We start from the raw sequence: 23,057 nt of genomic DNA, 5'->3' as shown, positions 1-23,057 counted from the left end.
AAGTCTAAGATAATACACAATAGGAGGAACTTACCGCACCTGGCGGCAACTGTGTAGTCAATTCTGAGCCACTACAGCTTATCCAGCCATTTCTAGCTTACCTCACTAACGTGTGCTATCCATGCAACCTCGAGTCCAAAGCGTCAGCATCCTGTAGCAATCTAAGATGTGCCAGCGTGTTCCGGCAACGTGCAAGCCACTCAGCTCGGTCCCTAAGCTCACCTTGTAATTTGTGAGTCTGCGTGGCGTAAGCCAATGAACCAATCTCTAGTTCCTCGAGAGACCGAACTTGGCGTTTACTATCGATCCAAAACGGACACGATATGTAACGCTCCAAACTTCGAACCAACTCTCGCCTGCGAACTTCAATCAACGGAAGCAATTCAGATGCTTGTGCGGCCCAGACCCGTCGAGCCAATTCCCCACTCGGATCCCCCGCATCCATCAGTGAAAATGGATGCGATAGTTCGATACCATCGAAATAATCCATCCCACCGTCTTCCCAGCGACCGCCCATAACCTTCCCATTTTGGCCAATTGCGATTCTTGCCGACGTCAATACAGCTTGTATATCAAACACATCTCGATCTGGCTGATCCACAAGATAATCGGCTAGTTCTAGATCCCAGAGCGCCAAAGCCGCGATCTGACGAACAATTAGTTTATGATGTCGAGTCGGCTTTTGTTTGTTCCTCAGACGCTGATCTACATAGGTTAGCGTGTCTAGCTCACCTAATACATCACTCCAAATAATTGTCGCAAGTGCAGCGCTCTGTTTTTGTAGTCGCTTTTGTGTGACACCACGAACAAACACAAGCAATACTGAACGCTCGTCTGATGCTCTTTGCCGGCTAATAGCTTCAAAGTCTTGTAGGAATATACGCCATTTATCCCAACTAGCAGCGGTCACACCATCAATCACAATAACGTGGTTAGTGGGCATATTGCTGAAGAGTTTTTCGACACTCCATCCAACCCACTGCTCTGGCTCGAGGTAAAGGTTTTCCGTCAGACACCTTAAAGGCTCGTCGGAGAGATCAACAGACACTCGAAGTTGATACCACCGATCATGAGCAAGATGCTCGACAAACGTTTGCGCCAAGGATGGAGCAAGTTCGGAGGCGGCAACAATAACATGGGTACCTTCACGAAGATGTCGAACAACCTCCTCAATGTATCTCGCCGGGCCTGGCAAAGCTTGCCATTTCATCAGTCAATATTCCCGAAAATTTTCTTCGCGAACGAGTCAAGAGCCCAAGTACCACCTGGCTGACGGACTATCAAGCCCAGCGGCTCCGCCCAACGAAGCGCACGCCTAACGACTACCCTTGGCACGTCGCTATAATCGATGAGATCACTTTCAGTGACCCCATCACCCAAGCCTTGAAGCACTGTAAGAACGGCCTCAGCTTCTTCAATACCGCCAGTCAAACGATGACGATTTTCAGCTCTCCATTCAGTGTCGGCGAGAAGCTTACCCACTCGATCTAGATTGCTTACAAAATCAACGGTTCCTTTTACATGCGCAGCAGATTCAAGTAGTCCTCCCCAGAAGCCCGTCAGCACTTCAAGCCGATCAATGTTATCTGTTGGTATTTGCAGCTCTTCTAGCCATTTGCGAACAAATCCGCGGGCCCAAGGCAAAACTGAGAGCCATGGCTCAGACCACTCATCCTTTTCAGGTAAATTCGCCGCAAGAGCCCACAAGCGCTCAGGGTCGGCAACAAAAACTACGGACACAAAACTCGATATCGATTTCAACGCTTTCACTTTTGCTTGTGCTTTTTCTACCCATTCAATAGTCCATGGCACTGACGATGGCACAAGCATCATAGTGATGCCATCTGAGACGCGTTTTTTGATCTCTTTTTCGAGTTCTTGCTCAAAGCTCTTCCTATCCGTAGATCGCCCGAACTGCACAAAGAGACGACTATCAGTCATGCCTGGCTGGTCACGAAGCCCTGACAATAGATTTCCGATTCCGGATGCCGAACTCGCGGCAACGAGCGACACCGAACTTCGCATTTGGACTACTTCGTCCAGTTGACGGTACGTCAGTGGATTACGAGCAGGATTTTCCACCCGGCCACCAAGCGTCGGGCGGAAAATGGTAGACTCGAACTCAATTTTTGGTTCGCGCTCAGCCTGCAGCGTACTCTCAATTTCCTGCTTACTACCCAGCAGAAGTAGCACATTAGGATTGCGAAGGCTAAAGCGTTCAAGAGTCTTAGCTTGGCCGAGTACGCCAAGTTGAACCATTTCTTCCAGCAGAGCGAGAAAGTCACGCTCAGTGGTATTGGCAAATCCTTCAGGCCACCATAACGTCGCACAGTCTTGCCGAATAGTTCTCCAATTTATACCTTGTGAGTGATCATAGCCAAGAGACAGCGCCTCCAAACCAATCGCGTATGCAATTACCTCGTAGCGGTCATCCAACTGGAGGGTCAGTCGGAATTTAGAACGAATAGCATCGCGAAGTGGGCGCCCAGAAAAGACCGACTCAATATCGGATTCATAAATCTTGAATCGTGGTCCCAAAATATCACGACGACGCAGTTTAGTTTCACGCAAATGGCGGAGCAATTGTGTGCAGTAAAGCTGAATCAGGCTCGGATAGTAATTTGTCTGAGCTAGTACACGCATAACTAGACTACGATCGTCAAATTCGAACCCTGCAGCCTCAATTGGGCGAGTGATCAATTCTTCTGCTGCACGAATTTCTCGCTCATCCATTAAGGGTCCAATCCGAACAGCCTCGTTCAGATGCCCCAGCGGCTGATTCGAAGTACTCGCCGTCCTCAGTACATTATGAAGCCCAGCAAAAACAACCTTAAATCGCCGATCGGTCTCATCCATGAGTTGCTTCAATCGTCGAGTTTCAGCGTAACTTCCTCCATGACGTGCATCCTGCTCAAAGAAATGGTCTGCCTCATCCAGCAACAGCAAGATTCGTCTACCTGGCGCCTCCATCAAGAACGCTTTTATCGAGGCCAAAAATGTGTCGATGGAGACCTGCCTAGTGGGGTTAACGCTTGGCATATCTAATCCAGGGATCTTAAGCTCCTTCAACTTGTCCGATACAGATAGCCAAACGTCGGCAGCGGGCCGGCGCTCACCAATCCCTTGCGCGAGTAAGTCAATCCACACTGCATAATGCTCGACCGACGGGTCTTGGAATGTTCTCTCGGCTCGCCGAAGTAGCGCGGTCTTGCCCAGCTGACGTCCTCCATAGATAAAATAACATCCACCTTGAGCTTTGACGGCTTCGAGTTCAGAGGTCCGACCGTAAAACATCTCCGGCGGAACAAAGCCCGCGCTAGCATCGTAGGGCTCGCTATATGTAAAAGGCAGTGCCACGTCGAACCATGTCCCGAGCCGCGATCCACGCTGGGAAAGCAACAGAAGAAGAATCGACTCGTCTAGCACTAGGAAGGACCGCTGACGTTCTTTGGAAAGTCGGGCAAGATCAGGCCAAAACCGGGCCGGACTCCGCGAAAGAATAAATACTATTGTTGCAATCTGCTGGCTTGTTTCACCGATTCGCTGCAAAAGATCCTCAGAAGTCAGGCGGTCGGCTAAAACTGCTATCCGATAGCGCCCTTGGGCCCGAGAGCCAAAATGGGGAACCGGACAGATATCACGATCTAGGATGGGCGTCGTCTGAAGTGACCATCCAGAACCAGTTCTATCCTGTTCTAGCGCTCGTACTGGCAACCCTAAGGCATCAAGGATTTTCCTAAGATTATCGCGAGCCATGCTTCGCCGACCGACAGATGACGCCCACGCCCGATAGACCTCCTCAGCATCTTGTCGCGCTTGTGTATCTCCTTCCAGGTCAAATGAAACCTGACCTACTGAACCACCCAATCGAATGAGTTTATCCACCTCCACAGCATCTTGCCTTACTAGTTGACTAAGCAACTCAGCCTGTACGCCGGGGAAAAATTCTCGAAATGAATCTCGACGCAAGTCCCTTTCGGGCCAAGGATCCATACCTAAGCGTACCCGCTGCATCAATTCGTTAAAGGTATGGATATCTGAGCGCGCCAAGGGCACTTCTACCTGCTTAGCTACCTCATCATTCAAGCTCAGTTTCTCACGCTCAAATACACTCCAAGCCTCTTGAATCCGCAGATCCTTTTGCTCTTCAATTTTTTTTAATACAGCATCGACTCGCAACATGGCTTGATCAAAACGATCTGTGTCACGATTACGCAGTTCGACAGCGCTAAGTTCCCCCTCGCATGCCGCACGCTCAGCATCGCTCAGATACCCATATGCAAGCCCAACTTCAGACGCGCGACGCGCATCTAGAATATTTCGTTCAAGATCCTTAACCCAAGAATCTCTTGTCTTATCGATCAGTTGTTTCCGACTACTACTACTTTCATTCTCTTCAGGCAAATCCCTCAATAACAACCTTGCGCCAGCGATGTCTCCCTTATGCACGCGTTCGGCGAAGGCAACAGCTGCGTTTATTGGGGAGTCAAGCCAAGACGTTAACCCACTCAGAAGTTCGGTAGCGTTAGATTCCACAACCCAATCCTGAGCAATCGAAGTGCTAGGAACCAAGAGAAGATCGCGTGCAAGCAGTTCCTTTGCCTGGATTTCGGCCAACGGTATGGCGTCACTTTGCCTGAACATTTTCGAAATAGCTTCGATTTCTGTACGAAGCACTCGACTGGCCGCACTGACCTGCCCCCATTCGTCGTCCAAGCTTTCGCTCAACTCGACACATGCCTGTTTGGCGTAAGTATCAAATGCCAATTGCAGTTGCCGCACCAACGCACGTAATCTCCCGCCGGCATCCGACAATAAACTTTCAGCACTTAGCCACTCTTTTGCCAACGCGACAGCTTCACAGGTGGCCACCCACAAATGTTCTAAAGCGCCTGCTTCGATATCTTGGCCACGCCGATTCAGCTGGCGCCTATCGGTATCCCTCACAAGGGCAATGAAAGCGTTGTAATCAGCCAACTCCTCTAGAGTTGCCCGCACGATGCTCCGTTCTTCTGCAGCACCTCGCGCCACTGGCGAAATCAACTTGTAGATCGCTTCTCCAGGCTTTAACCAGTGTTGCCACACTTTGGAAGCTGGTGCATACCGAATTTTCTTACTCGGTGCTCGATCAACAAGCCAGTCATCAGCATCCTTCACGAGTTTGGCCAGCTGGGCCGTTTGTGACGCTTCGTCCGCAACTGATCGCAAAACAGTTGGGCCGATCGCGAATCCAGTCAAGGGCTCACTTACTTCCCCAACCAAACGTACTAATTCCAATAAAGCCGAATAGCGACCATTCAAGTGACGGTAGCTGGCGATAGCTGCGGCGCCCATCGCGGGGGCCAAAACCATAGGCCTAAGAGTTGCTGCAATTAGCAGAAGATTGAGTGCAATATGCCAGTTTGATGGTGTATCGTTTGGTTCAAACCAGGCCCGGTCAATTTCGGCGAATGCTTCACCAATTGACAATGCCAGTGGTCCGTCACTTGCAATCAGTCCAGGCGCTAGAGCCGTTGATCGCAACAGTGCGACTGGGGGAACATGCAATTGCGGAAAGTTTGCCTGCAACGCACTTGTGAACTGATACGCAAGAGAAGGATGCCCTTTTTCCAGCAAAGACCATATAGGCCGACACTGATCGCCTGCGGAAGCTGTGAAGTCTGTTTGGCATATGACCTCCTCAAATTCTCCTACTTGGCTGAACTCAGCTGTGTTAATGGCGGGCATTAACGGTTCTGAGATTCCAGGACTTTGATTTACTGCAGTGTCCCGTATAGCCAAAGTTTCTGAAAATTTGGCATTCGCATCGATCCCCTCAATTATTGCTGTTGCATTAGAGTTTTCAACTAAAACAGATGGTTCGATGATTTCCTGCTTGACTGGCTCAATCTCATCACAATCAATCGCCATGTCTATTTGCACGGTGTTTATTGGATGCTCGATCTCATGATCAACAACCACTTGTGATTCCGACTTCACACCATTATCGTTAGATCGCCCCGCAAGCAAGATAGAGTAGTCGATCATTGGATCAAATTTTTCACCTCGAGGCGACGCAGAGGCTAGCGTGAATAACATAGCATCTGTCTGCTTACGCTCAGCAGCAATCACTTCTCCCTTAGCCTGAAGCTGACGATTTGTCAGCTCGATGCGACGGATGACAGACATTTGACAACTTACTTCGCCGTCAAGAGCCAGCAATGTTTGATTCGCTCGGTCAACACCTTCTTGGGCGGATCGCACTTCACCGATAGCGACAACAAGTCTATCCATAGCAAGCTCTACATCATCGGCAAGCTCGAGAAACAAATCATCGCTTGAAGCATCATCCATGGCGAGGCTCCAGCGCAACATGATGCCATTCAAGTCTTCTTCACTTAGCCAAGACAACTCTGTGCCACTAGCAAGTTCGTCCAAGTGAATACGCAAAGCACCTAGCCGATTTTCAAGCAAAATTCGTGGCGGCATCATGCAGTCCGGAATGGCATCTAGTAATCTAGAAGCGTCAATTCCAAGCAAAACCAACTTGCTAAGCAGCTCACGCGTTGGCACAGTCAGCCATTGGCTCTCAATGCGCTTAAGCTCCGCCCCAATCGTGACCCACTCCGCCTCGATGTTTAAAGTCGATTCGTTTTTCTCGTTTTCGACAATCAGTTCTTCACTCAGGGACACTGGAAGCTCGTCTGACGTTCGTGGCCGCTCGTCAGGCTCTGGCGATTTGCCGCTTAGTTCGCCAAGCTCGTGCTCTAAGGCTGGACAAATTGAAAGCGCTTCATCGATAAACCAACGGGTCCATCCAATAGATGACAGGGAAAAAACTGCATGGCCAATCCGGGTCTGAAGTTCAGCATCCAAAGTTGTCCAACGCTGCAAATCCTCAACCAGGCGCGGCCAAAGCATAAAAACGCCGAGTGGCAGCGGCTCTTTTTCACTCCCTTTCCAAAATCGCTGAAGTGCCTCCTGAATACGCTCCCATTCTGGGCATACCCCTACCAGCATTCCGCTTTCGAATGGTAAGTCCTGCCATTCAGGTGCGTAAGAATCAAGCAACTGGATATCGACGGCCAAAGCATATATTTTTGTCCCCATGGCAGATCGCCGCCGCAACCTCATCCGGACAACGCTCCAAAAGCTTCCCCAGCGATCATTGGCACTCATATAGTAAGTAAGTACGTTTTGATCAGTTTTGGACATTGAAGCAGTCACACTTTGACCGGATTCCCAAACGGACTTAGTACCAGACTGTAGGTCCCGCTTACGCTTACGATTGAGTCCAGCTCTGCGTTGCATTAGGGAGATAACTGCCGCAGTGTTTCCTTCGGCAATCAATAGTGACCTCGGAAGTCCCTGAACAGATGAGTGCTTGTACTCGCTTTGCATGATGCCTTCAAATTCAATAGATCGTTGGAATGCACACTGCCAACTGCACGTGAGAATATTTCATTAAGACAACATTTCTTATGTGGCAATTTAAAACCGTTATTAACAGTTGGCTAAGAGAATATCATTTTACCCACATGCAAAATACACAAATTATCACTCTGCTCGCTGTAGTTTGTTCCATCTAAGGGACAAAGACTCTCTATCATGCTCGAGAAAGATAGATCCAAGCGACAATCCGATCAAGTTGACCTAGAGGAAGTCGGTATCGGTTGCCCCTAACTTCGACTGTTACATAACTTGCAGATCACACGACTATCATTACCGTGGTACTAGAACACGAATCTGTTCTTCCTCGATAGCCACAATTCCATCCGTATCCCTCTTGGCAATGAATTCAAATATTGCTTCATTAATCATTTTTACATCTTCAGTTTCAACATATTTCCAAAATTTTTCGCCAAGTTCAGGGGCATCCTCAAAAAAATTTCTGATCCTAAGCTGAATGAATTCTGGCGTCCTAGTGCAGTCTCCATTCATAAACTGAATTTTTTCGTCTCCTGTTGAGAAAACTAAACTACCAACAAAAGATTCGACATCATGAAGTTCTTGAACGTGCTGGCGGAAATAGAGATCCTTAGAGTAAATTTGCAGCATATATTGTTCTATGGCAGCGTCGGCTGACGTTGCATGTACAAAAACGGGTTCCCATTCGGTAATCGAATCATCATGAGCAACAAAATAGCGCTTTAGCATAAATTTACCATTATCAATAGTACATTTTTCATTGCAGCATGACTCCGTTGTCATAGCCACCCCTGCTTGCAAATCCATTCCTAATAAACATAGTTATTGTGACTTAAACGCGGCTGACTTAAAAGCGTCATTTTGTGAAACTGAAGGTGATGCCTATACCCTCACCTTCCAACACTGCAAATCGGTCAGCGCGAGCCATCTTGGCAACAAACGTTGTAAGGTTGCGAGGGGAGAAGAAATGGTCACAAGAAATGCTTGGGTTCGAATCAGGACTGCATCGAACTTTCATCGCACATGTCGAACGTCAAGTCAGAAATATTTCGATTGATAACTTGGAAAAAATAGCCAATGCTCTGGGCGTTGCCCCCCATCAGCTTTTGACGCCACAGTAGTCACTTCAGTTTGCTCCGGTCACGTTGAGGCTTAAGAAGCGGTTCATTGAGCATTGTGATAGTGACCCCTTTGCGCTCCGCATTGTGAGCCCAGGTTACGAACTGCTCTTTGAGCAGCATATTTTCTTGTTTGAGACGAGCGACCGTGACTTGCAGACGATCCACCTGCTCCAACGCCGCGCGCACTCGGTCATCACGAGGGACCGCTGCTCCGCCCTGCCTACCTCCTCGCAAGGAGTCCTTCTTAAGCGAGAAAGCGTTGGCAATCTCTGGGTACTCGGAAAGGGTAAAACGCGAATACACAATACCCAAGTTCTTCTCAACTACTGTTATCAGCATATCCCATGTCAACTTACCCTTCCAACCATCGAGCGTTTCCAGTACAACCTGGATTCGCTCAGTGGTAAGATCAGGAGCACGTGTCTTCTTCATATTGGCAGTTTTTAATGAGCGGACGTTGTTAGGTAGATAGGTCGGTTCCCCTCATCAACGATGAGCGCCGCATTGGTTACGTTTAGGCGGACCCGTGCTCCGGCAGGAATCGTCGGGTCCTCCAAAATCTTAAGTAAAGCATTAGTGCGCTCAAGTGTCTTGGTTTGATGGGCAACCCAAGTGTCCGCCCCATATTCTTGTTCACTGAGGGCATCCTTTGCTACACTGAGGAGCAATACGGTCTCGGACTTCAGACTACGTAGGTTGCGCTCCTTATGCTCATCACCCTTGATGCAGTCCTGCTCTTCGCAGTTGATGCAATCGCGATATATCTGACAAGGCTCACTCGCAAAATCATGCCTGCACCACCCATACTCAGTTGAATGAGCTGCCAGTGGCTTTGCCAGAGGAAAATCGTTCCGACAGATTAATGACCGCGGAACCTTCTCAACCAATCCGACAGTCATACCTGTCTTCAGGGCTCGACTAATTGGCTCCTGCACCTGATTAGACGTCATATGGTCATAGGCACGGTTCTGTGAAGCGTCCTTCCGTCCAGAAAAGATAGCTATCTCAGCACTGCTCATTCCACCCATCTGCGCAAGCATATTGAGGTAGTGACGCAGGCTATGAGTATTCATCTCGATTGGCGAACCATCATCCTCGGTATAGCTGAAACGGTCGAAAATACTTGGATTTCCGCTGTGGCGCGACAAGAGGGTTGTAATACTGCTGTAGTCAACGCAGGTAAACATGCAGAGGTATGTTGCACGTGTAGCGTGCATCTCGTTGACCCTGGCGACCGCAATCGCCTCGTTGCAGAGTAAGTTTGGAGCACCAAGCATATGGGGAAAGCAAGGAGGCAGCATGGACAAGATTGCAGCCTCCACGTCCTTGTACCGAAAACCAATATTTCTCCCACCTAAAGAGACCTTCTTCAGCTTGTTAGTCTGCTGAGCCCATACATTCGCGCTTGTCCTTGCCATCTCATCCCCCCAAAGGATAAGCCCTATTTCCGCAAGGGTTAAAACAGCGTTATCTCGTAGATGAACAGCAGCCTGATGCAGGTATAACTTGGTTGGGTTCTGGGTATACCAAGCGGCAAGTTCTTGGGCAGGCGCAGTAATATCCAGCAATTGCGCAATGGCTTGTTCGGCAACTGGAACCATCTCCGTAGGAAGCCACTTAACTGTGTCGTCAGCTCCTTTTGACCCTGCCCACCTGAGTCCAACAGAAGCAAGAAAGCGCCCGTCACCTTTGATAATGCAGTTTCGTTTGAGCCTTAGTACCTCGTTGATACGCTCAGGCGCGCATGCCATGATTGCCGCATAGCTTGAAACCAAGACGTCAGCAGGTTTGATAGCCTCCTGAAAAATACCAGCGAGTGCACGCAATGCAGCAGCTGAGGGCAGCTTCTCCTGTCTTGCGTTCAGCGCTGCCGCCGAAATTCTGGAGCCAAGCTCTTGAGGCTTCGTCATGCCGTGAAGCCACTTCTGCCGAAGCGAGATAAGGCCTTTCGTATGCATCAGTTCGGCAATAAGTTCAAGCTGACCTGCAATGCGGTAAGCGACTCCAGCGGAGACACCGTTCCGAGCCAGCTCAACTGCGGTATCCAGGACTTCAACATTTACAGCCGTTGGTCGCGGCCCCTTGCTCCATTCACGCAATGCTGCCTCAAGATATCGAAGGGCGGAGATGCGCGGCGCCTGAGAGATCACTGGTCGACGGTCATGGAGATAAACGAGGATGGATTTGCTGAAATTCAAGAAAGGTTGCGGTAGACACGGCTCTTGGGAGTTTTCACATGCGGCCTCCATCGTGCTAAACACCGCTCGATGCATCTTGTTTTGCCCTTTCAAGTGACCAATATCCCAAACGTTCGCTTCAAACTGACGAAACGCATTCAGGACCTCGGACTTCCGACAAACGTCGATAAAAGCTTCGAGGTTCGCTTGAGGAGTAAGTTCCGCCTTTGGCGTAAAGTGAAAAATGTTTTCGCTCACGCAATTCCTCCGGTCTTCTGTTGCGCATTTATCTGATCACACTCAGCCATTACCTCGCGTATAGCTACTATGGCATCATCGTTAATGGCTGCTATACGCTCGTCTGCGATCCACTTCTCGCGCTCTTTCTGAAGACGTTCAAGTACCTGCTCGTGAGGACCATCAAGCCACGGCTCGAATCTAAAGCAGGTGTAACAAGCAACGGGTTTATCGAAAAAACATTCTTTGCCTTTGCCAGCGCAGCTTGCAAGCGGCTTGGCCGAAATTCGAAAATCAATGATCCTGCTTCCAGACGCACCCTTGTGTGTAGAGTGCTCCTCGTCCTCGACCACCCGTCCCTTGAATGCTCGAGCTAACGGTGCTAATTGATGGCTAAGGGCATTATCAATATTCTCAATAATAGTAGGCGATCCTTCAAAGTAGACGTCCACGTTTTGTAAGTCCGCATGTCCAAGTCTTTCAGCGATTTGCGCCCTGCTCGCCCCCTCCTCCGCAAGACGAGTACCAAATGTCGAGCGGAACCGCTTTGCGTTAACCGGGATAGGAGCAAAGTCCAAGCGCGAAGTCGGTGGTGCAATTGCGCTTACCACTGAAGTCAATGCTTTAGACAATACCAATTGCGTACAATGACCGAAAAACAAGTCCTCCTTAGCACGTAGTTGCTCGCGCGGGCCTCGTGCCATAACCTCACTTTCAAGAAACAACGGAGCTTCGTCGCCAAGCCCCTGAGCCCGGTGACTATCAATGTGCTCCAGAACCAGCCGACCAGTTTGCGGACTTAGAAAAAATTCAATGAAGGAAACTCGCCCGTGCACCGAACCTGTCTTGGCTTGTGGAAGATTGAGAACGAATGTGCTTTCCTTAACGTTAAAGTCGCTCCCCTTAAGTGAAGCATACTGTGAGATTCGCCCACCGCAAGCGAACAATAGACGTACTAAAACTGCGGCCCACCGTGGGATGTCACCCGTACCATACGCGGTATCCACAGCTTTATAAAGCGCGGTATATTCCTCCTCACAGAACGGGCCTGCGAAAGGGTCTCGCTGTCGGACAGCAGCTCCTTTGGTATTCCCCGGCTTACGCCGCTCTCTCAGGTATTGAGTACACTCAGAATCAACGCCAACAAGGCCTAGTGCCTGCCACTTCTGGAGTAGTACATTTAAGGTACCAATGCGCCATTTCTCATGCTCTCCAAGTCGTGCAAAATAGTTTGAAACCTCCATCGCAGTGATGCTCGTCAAGGCTGCAGTGCCTCCGCGTTGCGCTAGAAAATGCACAAATGCTGCGAACAGATTACAGACGTAACTCGGTGCATTTGTCTTCGCGAAAACATACAATGTATACTTGAGAGAGAAAACTGGAATCGTCGTTGGTAAATCAAATCGGCAGAAGTCCAACTTCACTTTAAAAGGACCATCTAGCCAAAGCCATACGTCATCGTTGGGTCGAAACCCCACACCGCTAAGCGTAAAGGCTAGATCCGGCAAACGGTGCTCAGAATTAAGCGCCACTTTATCATCTAGTTTTGGCGATTTGTTCATCGAGTTTTTCCTGCAGTTTCATTGAGATTTCATTCCCTTTTTTTGAGGTGTAACGCCTGGTGTAAATAACCGAAGTCTTGGAATTGTCACTCCAGCCTTGTTGACTATTCCGGGCTCGTTCCTCGGCAATCTCAGGCAATTGCATCGCCTCCGCGGCTTCGGAGAATCTCTCGTTCCAGGTATGACGCATCACATGGCTAGTCAGTGACACCGGCAAACCAGGACAGGCTTCCCTCAATTGTCTAAATAGCTTATCAATGCTCTGGGTCGACAAAGCATTTCCGTCCTCCGAAACAAAGATCTGCGGAATACTCCGCGCAGCTTTGATGTTTCTGCGCTCAACCAGATATGCCTGCAGCGCGCGCAAGATGGTAGGCAGTAGTTCTATTTCCCGGTCATGTGTCTTCGTGTTCGGCTGATTCGTACGGGTGTCGTCTTTTGCATCAGCACGACGCACAATGCGCAGCTTCGGCTGATTCGAGGAAATATCGCCGATCTGCAAGCCGAGAAGTTCGCCACGCCGGATACCTGTAGCCAACAGAAGAACGATGATGAGCCAATTACGCTGCCGGATCACTCGGCGCTTCCAGGGGTTGTTTGGGGAGTCAGGGTGCACTGCAGCTACTACACGCCCCTGTTCTTCCAGGCTGAGCCCTATCCTTGCGCCAAGCTTAGCTCGTTTGGATACTGCGGGAATGTGTTCTCGAAACGCTGTGAGAGCGCGCTCTGCCTCAGCTTTAAGGTACAGCCGATCAGTGCGAGCAAGGCCCTCTCCAAAGTAATTAGAAATGAAGTCAAGGTAGTCCGCGATGTAACGCAACCGCGAGGCATGAGTTTGCACATCGACGGGCCGACGCTCCGGCTGCGTTTTTCTTCTACGCATAACGATCCGGTTGAAGCTGATGACTTTTGACTTGCTTCCGTCACTAGCTACTTCGTCTAAGTCTTGGACTCGATATTGAGTCGCCGACACCAAACGGTCAAGCTCAGCGATTGAGAGGAATTGACCTTTGGAAAGTCGGTCAAGCAAATCCACCTTCGCTAGGGCTAGCTCTCGATACAACAGTGCTATGGCGCTGCAAACAACATGGATCGTATTCGCCGCACGCCCTTTTTTTCGGTACTTGTCGAGGTACACCGTAACCTCATGCACCGGAAGCCCATAAGGAACCTGCAGAACAGAATGGCGCTCACCATTCTGAAAGCGGATGCGCTGAGCCAGGAATTCTGCCATATACCAGACCTCTTCGTAGTAATGGATTGAATTAATATCAACTAGATCACAAAACGAGATGTTGGTAAAGAAAAAAGCCCGCTCTCCTATTGGAGAGCGGGCTTGTATCAACAAAAAACAACGATGGTAAGACCTAGAACGGAATATCGTCATCCATGTCCGAGAAGTTCGGCGCCGGCTTCGGTGCCGGACGTGGCGCCGGGGCTGGTGCCGGACGCGGGGCCGGTGCCTGGCGTGGGGCCGGGGCTTCGTAGCCGCCGCCACCGCCGTAGCTGTCATCGCCACCGCCGGCGTCGCCGCCCATGCCGGAACGGCCGCCCAGCATTTGCATCTGTTCCGCGATGATGTCGGTTGCGTACTTCTCGACGCCGTCCTTGTCCGTGTATTTACGGGTTTGCAGACGGCCTTCCACGTAGACGGACGAACCTTTTTTCAGGTATTGGCCGACGATTTCCGCCAGGCGGCCGAAGAACGAGATACGGTGCCACTCTGTCAATTCTTTTTGTTCGCCCGTGTTGCGGTCCTTCGATTTGTACGAAGTGGCCACGGCGATGTTGGCGATCGCGTCGCCGCTAGGCATGTAGCGGATTTCCGGGTCACGGCCCAGATTGCCGACGATGATGACTTTGTTGACTGATGCCATGAATAACTCCTGATGAACTGCAGCGGGAGCCGGTGTCCCGCGCGTTAGTTTAGTGTACTAAACGAGGATTATAAGCGACCACGCGGCGCAAAGCACCCGCTTTCTGGCGGACGCACTCTCCCGTGCGGCAGCACGTTTTTTTCACGGCAGGTGAAAACAAGAAACTTGAATACTGGTATTATATACAGTGTTTGAACGTCTGCACGCATCTGTATCAAACTTTGTCAGGGCACGTTCGCCTGGCGGCGCAATCCGCCCGTGGCTGCCTCAGGCATGCAGAGCAAAACCCGGCTATAGTAACAGGTTGACCCGTTGTGGCTCCTCATCTGCACCCAGGCACAATGCGCCGGCCGCACCACTCACTGAAAGCAAGGCAATCACATGGAACAGATCCGCATTCGCGGCGCTCGCACGCATAACCTCAAGAATATCAATCTCGATTTGCCGCGCAATAAACTGATCGTGATTACCGGCCTGTCCGGCTCCGGCAAGTCTTCGCTGGCCTTCGACACCCTGTACGCAGAAGGCCAGCGCCGCTATGTCGAGTCGCTGTCGGCGTATGCGCGCCAGTTCCTGCAGCTGATGGAAAAACCGGACGTCGACCTGATCGAGGGATTATCTCCCGCCATCTCCATCGAACAGAAGGCAACGTCGCACAATCCGCGCTCGACGGTGGGTACCGTGACGGAAATCCACGATTATTTGCGCCTGCTGTATGCGCGCGTCGGCACGCCCTACTGCCCCGACCACCCGGAAAACGCGCTGGCCGCCCAGTCCGTCTCGCAAATGGTCGACGCCGTGCTGGCCATGCCGGAAGACACCAAGCTGATGATCCTGGCGCCCGTCGTCGCCAACCGCAAGGGCGAACACGTGGACCTGTTCGAGCAGATGCAGGCGCAGGGCTTCGTGCGTTTTCGCGTGCAAAGCGGCACGCACGCGGCCAAGATCTATGAAGTCGATGACCTCCCGAAATTAAAGAAAACGGAAAAACACACGATCGACGTCGTCATCGACCGCGTCAAGGTGAACCAGGAGATCAAGCAACGCCTGGCAGAAAGTTTCGAAACAGCCCTGCGCCTGGCCGACGGCCGCGCCATTGCCTACGAAATGGATACGGCCCAGGAACACGTGTACTCCAACAAGTTCGCCTGCAATGTGTGTGGCTATTCCCTGCAGGAACTGGAACCGCGGCTGTTCTCGTTCAACAACCCCATGGGCGCCTGCCCCGAATGCGACGGCCTGGGACACATTGAATTCTTTGACCCGAAACGCATCGTCGCGTTCCCGAACCTGTCGCTCGCCTCGGGCGCCGTCAAGGGCTGGGACCGCCGCAACCAGTTTTACTTCCAGATGTTGTCGAACCTGGCCGCGTATTACGAGTTCGACCTGGACATGCCGTTCGAACAGCTGGCACTGAATGCCCAGCAAGCCGTGCTGTACGGTTCCGGCAAGCAAGTGATTCCGTTTACCTATGTCAATGAACGGGGCCGCACCGTCATCAAGGAACACACGTTCGAAGGCGTGGTCAACAATCTGCAGCGCCGCTACCGCGAAACGGATTCGATGGCCGTCAAGGAAGAGCTGGCCAAGTTCATCAATGAAAAATGCTGCCCCTCATGCGATGGCGCGCGTCTGCGCGTGGAGGCCCGCTTCGTCAAGGTCGGCACGGGCAAGCAGCAGCGCGCCATCTATGAAGTGGCGGAAAAACCGCTGCGCGAGACGCTGGAATTCTTTGAAAAACTGAAACTGACGGGCGCCAAGAAAGAGATCGCCGACCGCGTGGTCAAGGAAATCATTTCTCGCCTGAAATTCCTCAACAATGTGGGCCTCGATTACCTGTCGCTGGACCGCAGCGCCGACACGCTGTCCGGCGGCGAAGCACAACGCATCCGCCTGGCGTCGCAGATCGGCTCCGGTTTGACGGGCGTCATGTATGTGCTCGATGAACCGTCGATCGGCTTGCATCAGCGCGATAATGACCGCTTGATCGAAACCTTGAAACACTTGCGCGACATCGGCAACAGCGTGCTGGTGGTCGAGCATGACGAAGACGCCATCCGCACGGCCGACTACATCGTCGACATGGGCATCGGCGCGGGCGTACACGGCGGCGAAATCATCGCCGAAGGCACCTTGCCCGAGATTCTGAAGAACAAGAAATCGCTGACGGCGCAGTACCTGAACGGCAAGCTGAAAATCGCCGTGCCGGCCAAGCGCCACGCCAGCAATCCGGAAAAGCAGTTGCTCATTACTGGCGCAACGGGCAACAACCTGAAGAAAGTGTCGCTGAGCTTGCCGGTGGGCTTGATGACGTGCGTCACGGGCGTGTCCGGCTCGGGCAAGTCGTCGCTCGTCAACGATACCTTGTATCCTGCCCTGTCGCGCCATTTGTATGGTTCGCAGACGGAACCGGCGCCGCACGACTCGATCAGCGGCCTGGAACACTTCGACAAGGTCATTTCCGTCGACCAGGCGCCGATCGGCCGCACGCCGCGCTCGAATCCCGCCACCTACACGGGCTTGTTTACGCCGATCCGCGACCTGTTCTCCACCGTGCCGACGGCCAAGGAACGCGGTTACAGCGCGGGCCGCTTCTCGTTCAACGTGAAGGGCGGACGCTGCGAAGCGTGCCAGGGCGATGGCGTCATCAAGGTCGAAATGCATTTCTTGCCCGACGTCTACGTGCCATGCGACGTGTGCCACGGCAAGCGCTACAACCGCGAAACGCTGGAAGTGCAATACAAGGGCAAGAACATCACCGAAGTGCTGGGCATGACGGTGGAAGAGGCGCATGAATTCTTCAAACCGGTCCCCTTGATCGCGCGCAAGCTGCAAACCCTGCTCGACGTGGGCCTGGGCTACATCAAGCTGGGACAAAGCGCCACCACCCTGTCCGGCGGCGAGGCGCAGCGCGTGAAACTGTCGCTGGAATTGTCCAAGCGCGACACGGGCCGCACCCTGTACATCCTCGATGAACCGACGACGGGCTTGCACTTCCACGACATCGATTTACTGTTAAAGGTCATCCACCGCCTGCGCGACCAGGGCAACACCCTCGTCATCATCGAGCACAACCTGGACGTCATCAAGACGGCCGACTGGATCGTCGACCTGGGCCCGGAAGGCGGCGCCGGCGGCGGCCAGATCATCGCCACGGGCACGCCGGAAGACGTGGCCCTGAATCCGGCCAGCGTGACGGGTAAATACCTGGGGCCGCTGCTCAAGCAATAAGCCGCGCCTCCCGCTCGATCCCCCGGCGAATGATCTTGCCCGGGGGATTTTTCTATGGGAAACTATTTTCTCTGGTCACAGCACCGGCTTTCAGAGAAAACATGCCGCACTTCCCTTCACGTTTATCCAGCTGGGTTCGCCATTGCATAACCACGTCATGGTTGCTGTCGTCCAGCGTGGCGGTGGCGTGTTCCTGCATGCAGGGGATATCCGGCGAGTTCCTCCATGCGGCACCGGCCGCATCCGGCAAGCCGGCCGTGGTCACGGTGCCTGCCAATGCACGCGGCATCCTGTTTCTTCCAAATCAATCTCCCGATTTCCTGCTCAGGGATCAGGATGGCCATATCCTTGTCGGCCCGCCAGTCCCCCTTTCCAGCAAGCGGTTTCGTATTATCGAGCGCGGTACGGGGCGCAAGCTGACACCGGTGGCGGTACGATTGCGCGTGGAAAAACAGGTGGGAGTACAGCCCTACATTTACTATCTGGCCAGCCCGGAAATGCAGCAATGCGCCGAAGAGAAGAACGCGTCCATGCCGATATGCCGCAGAGTGAAAGCCATGGAACGGAGCTGGGACAAACCGGAACCGGAGGGGCCGAGCGATGCCGTCAAGCGCTTCGCCATGCAGCAGGGCTTGCGTGAGGTCAGCGAGGAAATCGATGCCTCCTATGGCTTATACAGGATCGAGGCGCGCGAAGGCTTCAAGCCTGGCAAGCTGTACGACATCAGCTATCGCTCTACAGAGCGCAAGCTAACAGCGGTGCTGCGCATGGGCACCACGCCCTTGCGCATCAATGCCCCAGGCCAGTTTTCCATTCGCACAGACGGCGCACCGCGGCGTGAGCGTTTGCAGATGGCGCAGGGTGGCACTTGCTCCAGGACCGCCAAGCTGGCCAGCCAGCCCTTGCAACTGGCTTGGCCACCAGCCTACGACGCGTATGAGTCGCTTGTGATGTACTTCATGCGGCACAAATTACATCAGGAAGACAGGCAGCAAACCGCGCCGCCAGGACGCTTTTTTTCATTCCAATACTGGCCGTCCCTGTGTACCGACATCGCCCATGGCAGCAGCTTTCATGGCAATGGCCGCGAACTGGCGGTCGGCGATTGCCAGGCGCCTGCCGCACGCGAGGTCAAGGCCTACGCAGGCGTGCTGGAAGTGGAGGACCGCTTGCATGAGACAGCGCCCCTGTCCGTCACATTTCCAAGGGCAAAGCCGGATGAATGTCCAGCAATGATGGACGAGGTCTATCCGATTTATTTCGTGCCGGCCCAGACAGGCTAGACGCCTCGAACGCGCCATAAAAAACGGCGCGGATTGCTCATGCAATCCGCGCCGTTTCTCTTTTTGCTAGCACCCCAGTCATTGCCGGCGTGTCATTTATCTCACGCCAGTCTTTGCCAGCGTGTTTCTCCCCCACTACAACTCTTCACACCTGACAAGCTTGTCAGGTGCCGCTTGACGCTAACTTACGCACCCAGCCGCTTTTCCAGCGCCGCCTTGTGACCTGCCAATTCCTGCGGCAGATGATACGCGAGTTTTTCAAACAACTCCGTATGCAATTTCAATTCTTCCACCCACGCGGCCTTGTCGATCGAGGTGATGGTGTCGAACTGTTCTTGCGTGAATGGCAAGCCATCCCAGTTCAGGTCGCCATACTGCGGCGTCGTGCCGAACAGGTTTTCCACGCCGCCCGCCTTGCCTTCGATACGCTCGAGCATCCATTTGAGCACGCGCATGTTGTCGCCAAAGCCAGGCCAGACGAATTTGCCAGCCTCGTCCGTACGGAACCAGTTGACGCAATAGATCTTCGGCAGGGCAGCCGGGTTGACCTTGCCCACCTTGACGCCCATGTCCAGCCAGTGCTGGAAGTAATCGCTCATGTTATAGCCGATAAACGGCAACATGGCAAATGGATCGCGGCGCACGACGCCCATCTGGCCCACGGCCGCGGCCGTCGTTTCCGAGCCCATGGTGGCCGCCATGTAAACGCCCTCGACCCAGTTGCGCGCTTCGGTGACGAGCGGCACGGTGGTGGAGCGGCGGCCGCCGAAGATGAAGGCCGAGATCGGCACGCCGGCAGGATCGTCCCAGGCAGCGTCGATCACTGGGTTTTGCGTTGCCGCAACCGTGAAGCGCGCGTTCGGGTGCGCCGCCTTGGTGCCGGACGCTGGCGTCCAGTCCTTGCCCTGCCAGTCGATCAGGTGGCTTGGTGCTTCTTTCGTCAAGCCTTCCCACCAGACGTCGCCGTCGTCCGTCAGCGCCACGTTGGTGAAGATCGTGTTGTCGCGCATGGACGCCATGCAGTTGTAATTGGTTTTTTCGTTGGTGCCCGGCGCCACGCCAAAATAACCGGCTTCCGGGTTGATGGCGTACAAACGGCCGTCGGCGCCCGGCTTGATCCAGGCGATATCGTCGCCGATGGTGGTCACTTTCCAGCCGTTAAAACTTGCCGGCGGAATCAGCATGGCGAAGTTGGTCTTGCCGCAAGCGGACGGGAACGCTGCCGCCACGTAGTGTTTCTTGCCTTCCGGCGATTCCACGCCGAGGATCAGCATGTGTTCGGCCAGCCAGCCCGGGTTGCTGTCCGATGCTTGCGCTTCCTGGTAACCCATGTTCGAAGCGATGCGCAGGGCGAAACATTTCTTGCCCAGCAAGGCGTTGCCGCCGTAACCCGAACCGAAGGACCAGATTTCGCGCGTTTCCGGGAAATGCACGATGTATTTGGTGCTGTTGCACGGCCATTTCACGTCGGCCTGGCCGGCGGCCAGCGGTGCGCCCACGCTGTGTACGCACGGCACGAACTCGCCATCCGTACCCAGCACGTCGTACACGGCACGGCCCATGCGGGTCATGATCTTCATGTTGACGGCGACATAGGGCGAATCGGACAGTTCCACGCCGATGTGCGCGATCGGCGAACCCAGCGGGCCCATCGAGAAGGGCACGACGTACATGGTGCGGCCGCGCATGCAGCCATCGAACAGGCCGTTCAAGGTATGGCGCATTTCGCCGGGCTCGGTCCAGTTATTCGTCGGGCCGGCCGCTTCTTTCGTTGCCGAGCAGATATACGTGCGGTCTTCGACGCGGGCCACGTCGCTCGGATCGGAGCAGGCCAGGTAGGAATTCGGGCGCTTTTGCGCATTCAATTTTTTCATGGTGCCGCTGGCAACCATTTCAGCGCACAAGCGCTCGTACTCTTCTTGCGAACCATCGCACCAGTAAATACGCTCTGGCTTGGTCAGCGCAGCAATGTCGGCCACCCAGTTGATCAGTTTCTGTTGTTTAATATAAGCTGGGACGTTGAGTGCGGCGACGCCACCCATGACGGGCTGATTCATATTACCTCCAATACCAATAAAAGAAATTCTGGTCATTCCGGCAAGACAGGCAGCATCGTTGAGAGGTGGCTGCGGCTCACTGCGGGCGGTGTGCTCACGCGGGCAGGGCTCTGGTGTCGTTTACCTGGATCATGCACCCAGGCTGCAGGAACAGTTTGCGCTATAACTATAATCAGGAAGCTTCAAAAGTGCCGGCGATTGTACACCCGCGTAACGGCTATTCTCGCAAAAATGTAGGAGAATAGCTTGACTAATGTAGTAGGCTATTCAGCATTTCCCGTATCCTGTTATTTCCCTACCAAATCCTCACTCAAATCGGCCATCCACCATGAAAATTGCCATACTCGATGATTACCAGGATGCCGTGCGCGGCCTCGATTGCTTCCAGTTGCTCGATGGCCACGAGGTCAAGGTCTTCAGCAACACGGCGCGGGGCCTGGGCCAGCTGGCGATCCGCCTGGCGCCATACGACGCGCTGGTGCTGATCCGCGAACGCAGCAGTTTCAACCGCGCCTTGCTGTCGAAATTGCCGAACCTGAAACTGATTTCGCAAACGGGCAAGGTCAGCGGGCACATCGACGTGCCGGCCGCCACCGAGCTGGGCATCGCCATCGCGGAAGGCATCGGCTCGCCCACGGCGCCGGCCGAACTGACGTGGGCGCTGATCATGGCGGCGCAGCGCAAGATCGTGCCGTACGCGCAACATTTACAGGAAGGGCTGTGGCAGACGTCGTCGCTGGAGCCGGCGCGCAATACGCTTGGCACGGTATTGAAAGGGCGCACCCTGGCGATCTGGGGCTACGGCAAGATCGGGCAATTGATCGCCGGCTATGGCCGCGCCTTCGGCATGACCATCCTCGTGTGGGGCAGCGAAGCGAGCCGCGCGGCGGCCGTGGCGGCCGGCGATACGGCCGCCACATCGCGGGAAGCGTTCTTTGAACAGGCCGACGTCTTGACCCTGCACCTGCGCCTATCCGATGCGACGCGCGGCCTGGTAACAGCCGAGGACCTAGCGCGCATGAAGCCGACGTCCCTGCTCGTCAACACGAGCCGCGCCGAGCTGGTGATGGAGGGCGCGCTGGAAGCGGCGCTGCCGCAGGGGCGCCCGGGCGCCGCCGCGCTGGACGTATTTACGGACGAGCCGCTGCCGCCAGGCTCGCCATTGCTGCCGCTGCCGAACGTGCTGGCCACGCCACACCTGGGCTACGTCGAGCGTGACAGCTATGAACTGTATTTCCGCTACGCCTTGCAAAACATCGTTGATTTTGCGCAAGGTCAATGCACGCGCCTGCTCAATCCCGAGGCGCTGGCGCATGCGCGGCAAGCTCCTCAGGAACGCTGAAAGCCCTTCAACAGGTCCGGTTCGCCCGTGATGCGGATGGCGGGTGCCGGCAGCACGTGGCGGCCGCGCCACAGGCCGGCCCAGCCGGGCGGCCAGGCGATATCCGGTCCGGCGTACGGCGCCACGCCGGCGCGCACGGCAACGACCGGCACGGGCGGCATGTCGGGCAAGGGCTCGCCTGGCGTGCGCTGCATGTCCAGGCTGTACATGTAATTGGGTAATAAAGCATCGCAGACGCGGCCAAACCAGTCGCTATGGTCGTCGTCGCGTCCCAGCGCCTGCGCCAGGCCCTGCGGGTCGAAACGGGCCAGGGCATCGATCAGCTCGCCCGTGGTGGCGCCCGGCGTATCGCCCCAGCCCATCACCGGGTTGACGTTGTAATCGGCGCCCGAACCGTACCAGCCTTCGCGCCAGGGCCGCTGCATCCAGTCGCGCGGCCCCGTAAACAAATGCCAGCGCCAGTGCAGGCCGGACGGCTTGGGCCAGGAATACAGATACAGCTTCTGATAGCCGGCCTGGTGCAGCTCGCGCACCATGGCCATCAGGCGCGCATGCGGCATACGGTCCGGCGGCGCGCGGCGAAACAGGATCGCTTCGCCATCGGCAAACTGCACGTCGTCGGTCGACAGGTTCAGGTCCAGGGTCCGCGCTTCGCTGCCGAAACGGGCGGCGATCCAGCCCGTCAGCAAATTGACGGACGTGATCACCCCGTAACCGCGGTGGCGGTGAAAAATGACGGTGCCGGGAGCGAGCGCTTTCATAC

Annotated in this window: 15 protein-coding genes; 4 read left to right on the top strand and 11 right to left on the bottom strand. The window is 54.0% G+C overall.

Annotated features, from left to right (window positions below; all coding sequences use genetic code 11):
- Positions 1-115: 115 nt before the first annotated feature.
- From O3299_RS24810 to O3299_RS24800, 3 genes are all read right to left on the bottom strand, one after another.
- Positions 116-1,210 carry a hypothetical protein gene (locus tag O3299_RS24810; protein ID WP_305063412.1) on the bottom strand — a complete coding sequence of 365 codons (1,095 nt, stop codon included), beginning with the start codon at positions 1,208-1,210 and terminating at the stop codon, positions 116-118.
- Positions 1,210-7,194 (bottom strand): hypothetical protein, encoded by a 5,985-nt coding sequence (locus O3299_RS24805; RefSeq protein WP_305063411.1) that lies wholly within the window; start codon positions 7,192-7,194, stop codon positions 1,210-1,212. The genes O3299_RS24810 and O3299_RS24805 overlap by 1 nt, the downstream gene beginning before the upstream one ends.
- Before the next feature lie 507 nt (positions 7,195-7,701).
- On the bottom strand, positions 7,702-8,214 hold the full coding sequence (locus O3299_RS24800; protein WP_305063410.1) for a hypothetical protein: 513 nt from the start codon (positions 8,212-8,214) through the stop codon (positions 7,702-7,704).
- Between the two features lie 71 nt (positions 8,215-8,285).
- Between O3299_RS24800 and O3299_RS24795 the strand changes: the two genes are divergently transcribed.
- Positions 8,286-8,528 carry a helix-turn-helix domain-containing protein gene (locus O3299_RS24795; RefSeq protein ID WP_305063469.1) on the top strand — a complete coding sequence of 81 codons (243 nt, stop codon included), beginning with the start codon at positions 8,286-8,288 and terminating at the stop codon, positions 8,526-8,528.
- Here O3299_RS24795 and O3299_RS24790 read toward each other — a convergent pair whose 3' ends face one another.
- The 5 genes from O3299_RS24790 to ssb form a co-directional block, all read right to left on the bottom strand.
- Entirely contained in the window at positions 8,529-8,960 is a 432-nt protein-coding gene (locus O3299_RS24790) for a hypothetical protein (RefSeq protein ID WP_305063409.1), read from the bottom strand.
- An 11-nt stretch (positions 8,961-8,971) separates the two neighbouring features.
- Positions 8,972-10,963, bottom strand: coding sequence for an integrase (locus tag O3299_RS24785; RefSeq protein ID WP_305063408.1), 1,992 nt, complete (start codon positions 10,961-10,963; stop codon positions 8,972-8,974).
- Positions 10,960-12,504: a site-specific integrase gene (locus tag O3299_RS24780; RefSeq protein WP_305063407.1), complete on the bottom strand. Its 1,545-nt coding sequence runs from the start codon at positions 12,502-12,504 to the stop codon at positions 10,960-10,962. The genes O3299_RS24785 and O3299_RS24780 overlap by 4 nt, the downstream gene beginning before the upstream one ends.
- Positions 12,479-13,738 (bottom strand): site-specific integrase, encoded by a 1,260-nt coding sequence (locus O3299_RS24775; protein WP_305063406.1) that lies wholly within the window; start codon positions 13,736-13,738, stop codon positions 12,479-12,481. The genes O3299_RS24780 and O3299_RS24775 overlap by 26 nt, the downstream gene beginning before the upstream one ends.
- Before the next feature lie 133 nt (positions 13,739-13,871).
- On the bottom strand, positions 13,872-14,381 hold the full coding sequence (gene ssb, locus O3299_RS24770; RefSeq protein ID WP_034781209.1) for a single-stranded DNA-binding protein: 510 nt from the start codon (positions 14,379-14,381) through the stop codon (positions 13,872-13,874).
- Positions 14,382-14,762: 381 nt separating this feature from the next.
- Between ssb and uvrA the strand changes: the two genes are divergently transcribed.
- Positions 14,763-17,612: an excinuclease ABC subunit UvrA gene (gene uvrA / locus O3299_RS24765; RefSeq protein WP_251351697.1), complete on the top strand. Its 2,850-nt coding sequence runs from the start codon at positions 14,763-14,765 to the stop codon at positions 17,610-17,612.
- A gap of 52 nt (positions 17,613-17,664) precedes the next feature.
- On the opposite strand, the gene O3299_RS24760 is transcribed toward uvrA, so the two are convergent.
- Positions 17,665-17,811 carry a hypothetical protein gene (locus tag O3299_RS24760; RefSeq protein WP_305063405.1) on the bottom strand — a complete coding sequence of 49 codons (147 nt, stop codon included), beginning with the start codon at positions 17,809-17,811 and terminating at the stop codon, positions 17,665-17,667.
- Between O3299_RS24760 and O3299_RS24755 the strand changes: the two genes are divergently transcribed.
- Positions 17,810-18,895 (top strand): hypothetical protein, encoded by a 1,086-nt coding sequence (locus O3299_RS24755; protein ID WP_305063404.1) that lies wholly within the window; start codon positions 17,810-17,812, stop codon positions 18,893-18,895. The genes O3299_RS24760 and O3299_RS24755 overlap by 2 nt on opposite strands.
- 185 nt (positions 18,896-19,080) lie before the next feature.
- On the opposite strand, the gene O3299_RS24750 is transcribed toward O3299_RS24755, so the two are convergent.
- Positions 19,081-20,952: a phosphoenolpyruvate carboxykinase (GTP) gene (locus tag O3299_RS24750; RefSeq protein WP_251351699.1), complete on the bottom strand. Its 1,872-nt coding sequence runs from the start codon at positions 20,950-20,952 to the stop codon at positions 19,081-19,083.
- 328 nt (positions 20,953-21,280) lie between these two features.
- Between O3299_RS24750 and O3299_RS24745 the strand changes: the two genes are divergently transcribed.
- Positions 21,281-22,294: a D-2-hydroxyacid dehydrogenase family protein gene (locus tag O3299_RS24745; protein ID WP_305063403.1), complete on the top strand. Its 1,014-nt coding sequence runs from the start codon at positions 21,281-21,283 to the stop codon at positions 22,292-22,294.
- Here the strand turns inward: O3299_RS24745 and O3299_RS24740 are convergent.
- Positions 22,282-23,055, bottom strand: coding sequence for an L-asparaginase (locus O3299_RS24740; protein ID WP_305057669.1), 774 nt, complete (start codon positions 23,053-23,055; stop codon positions 22,282-22,284). The two genes, O3299_RS24745 and O3299_RS24740, sit on opposite strands and share 13 nt — an antisense overlap.
- Between the last annotated feature and the right edge of the window lie 2 nt (positions 23,056-23,057).

It is taken from the genome of Janthinobacterium sp. SUN176 (genome assembly GCF_030587335.1).
Classification (GTDB): Bacteria; Pseudomonadota; Gammaproteobacteria; order Burkholderiales; family Burkholderiaceae_D; genus Janthinobacterium; species Janthinobacterium kumbetense.
Note: the sequence above shows the minus strand (reverse complement) of the source record. Positions and strands in the feature narration are given on the sequence as shown.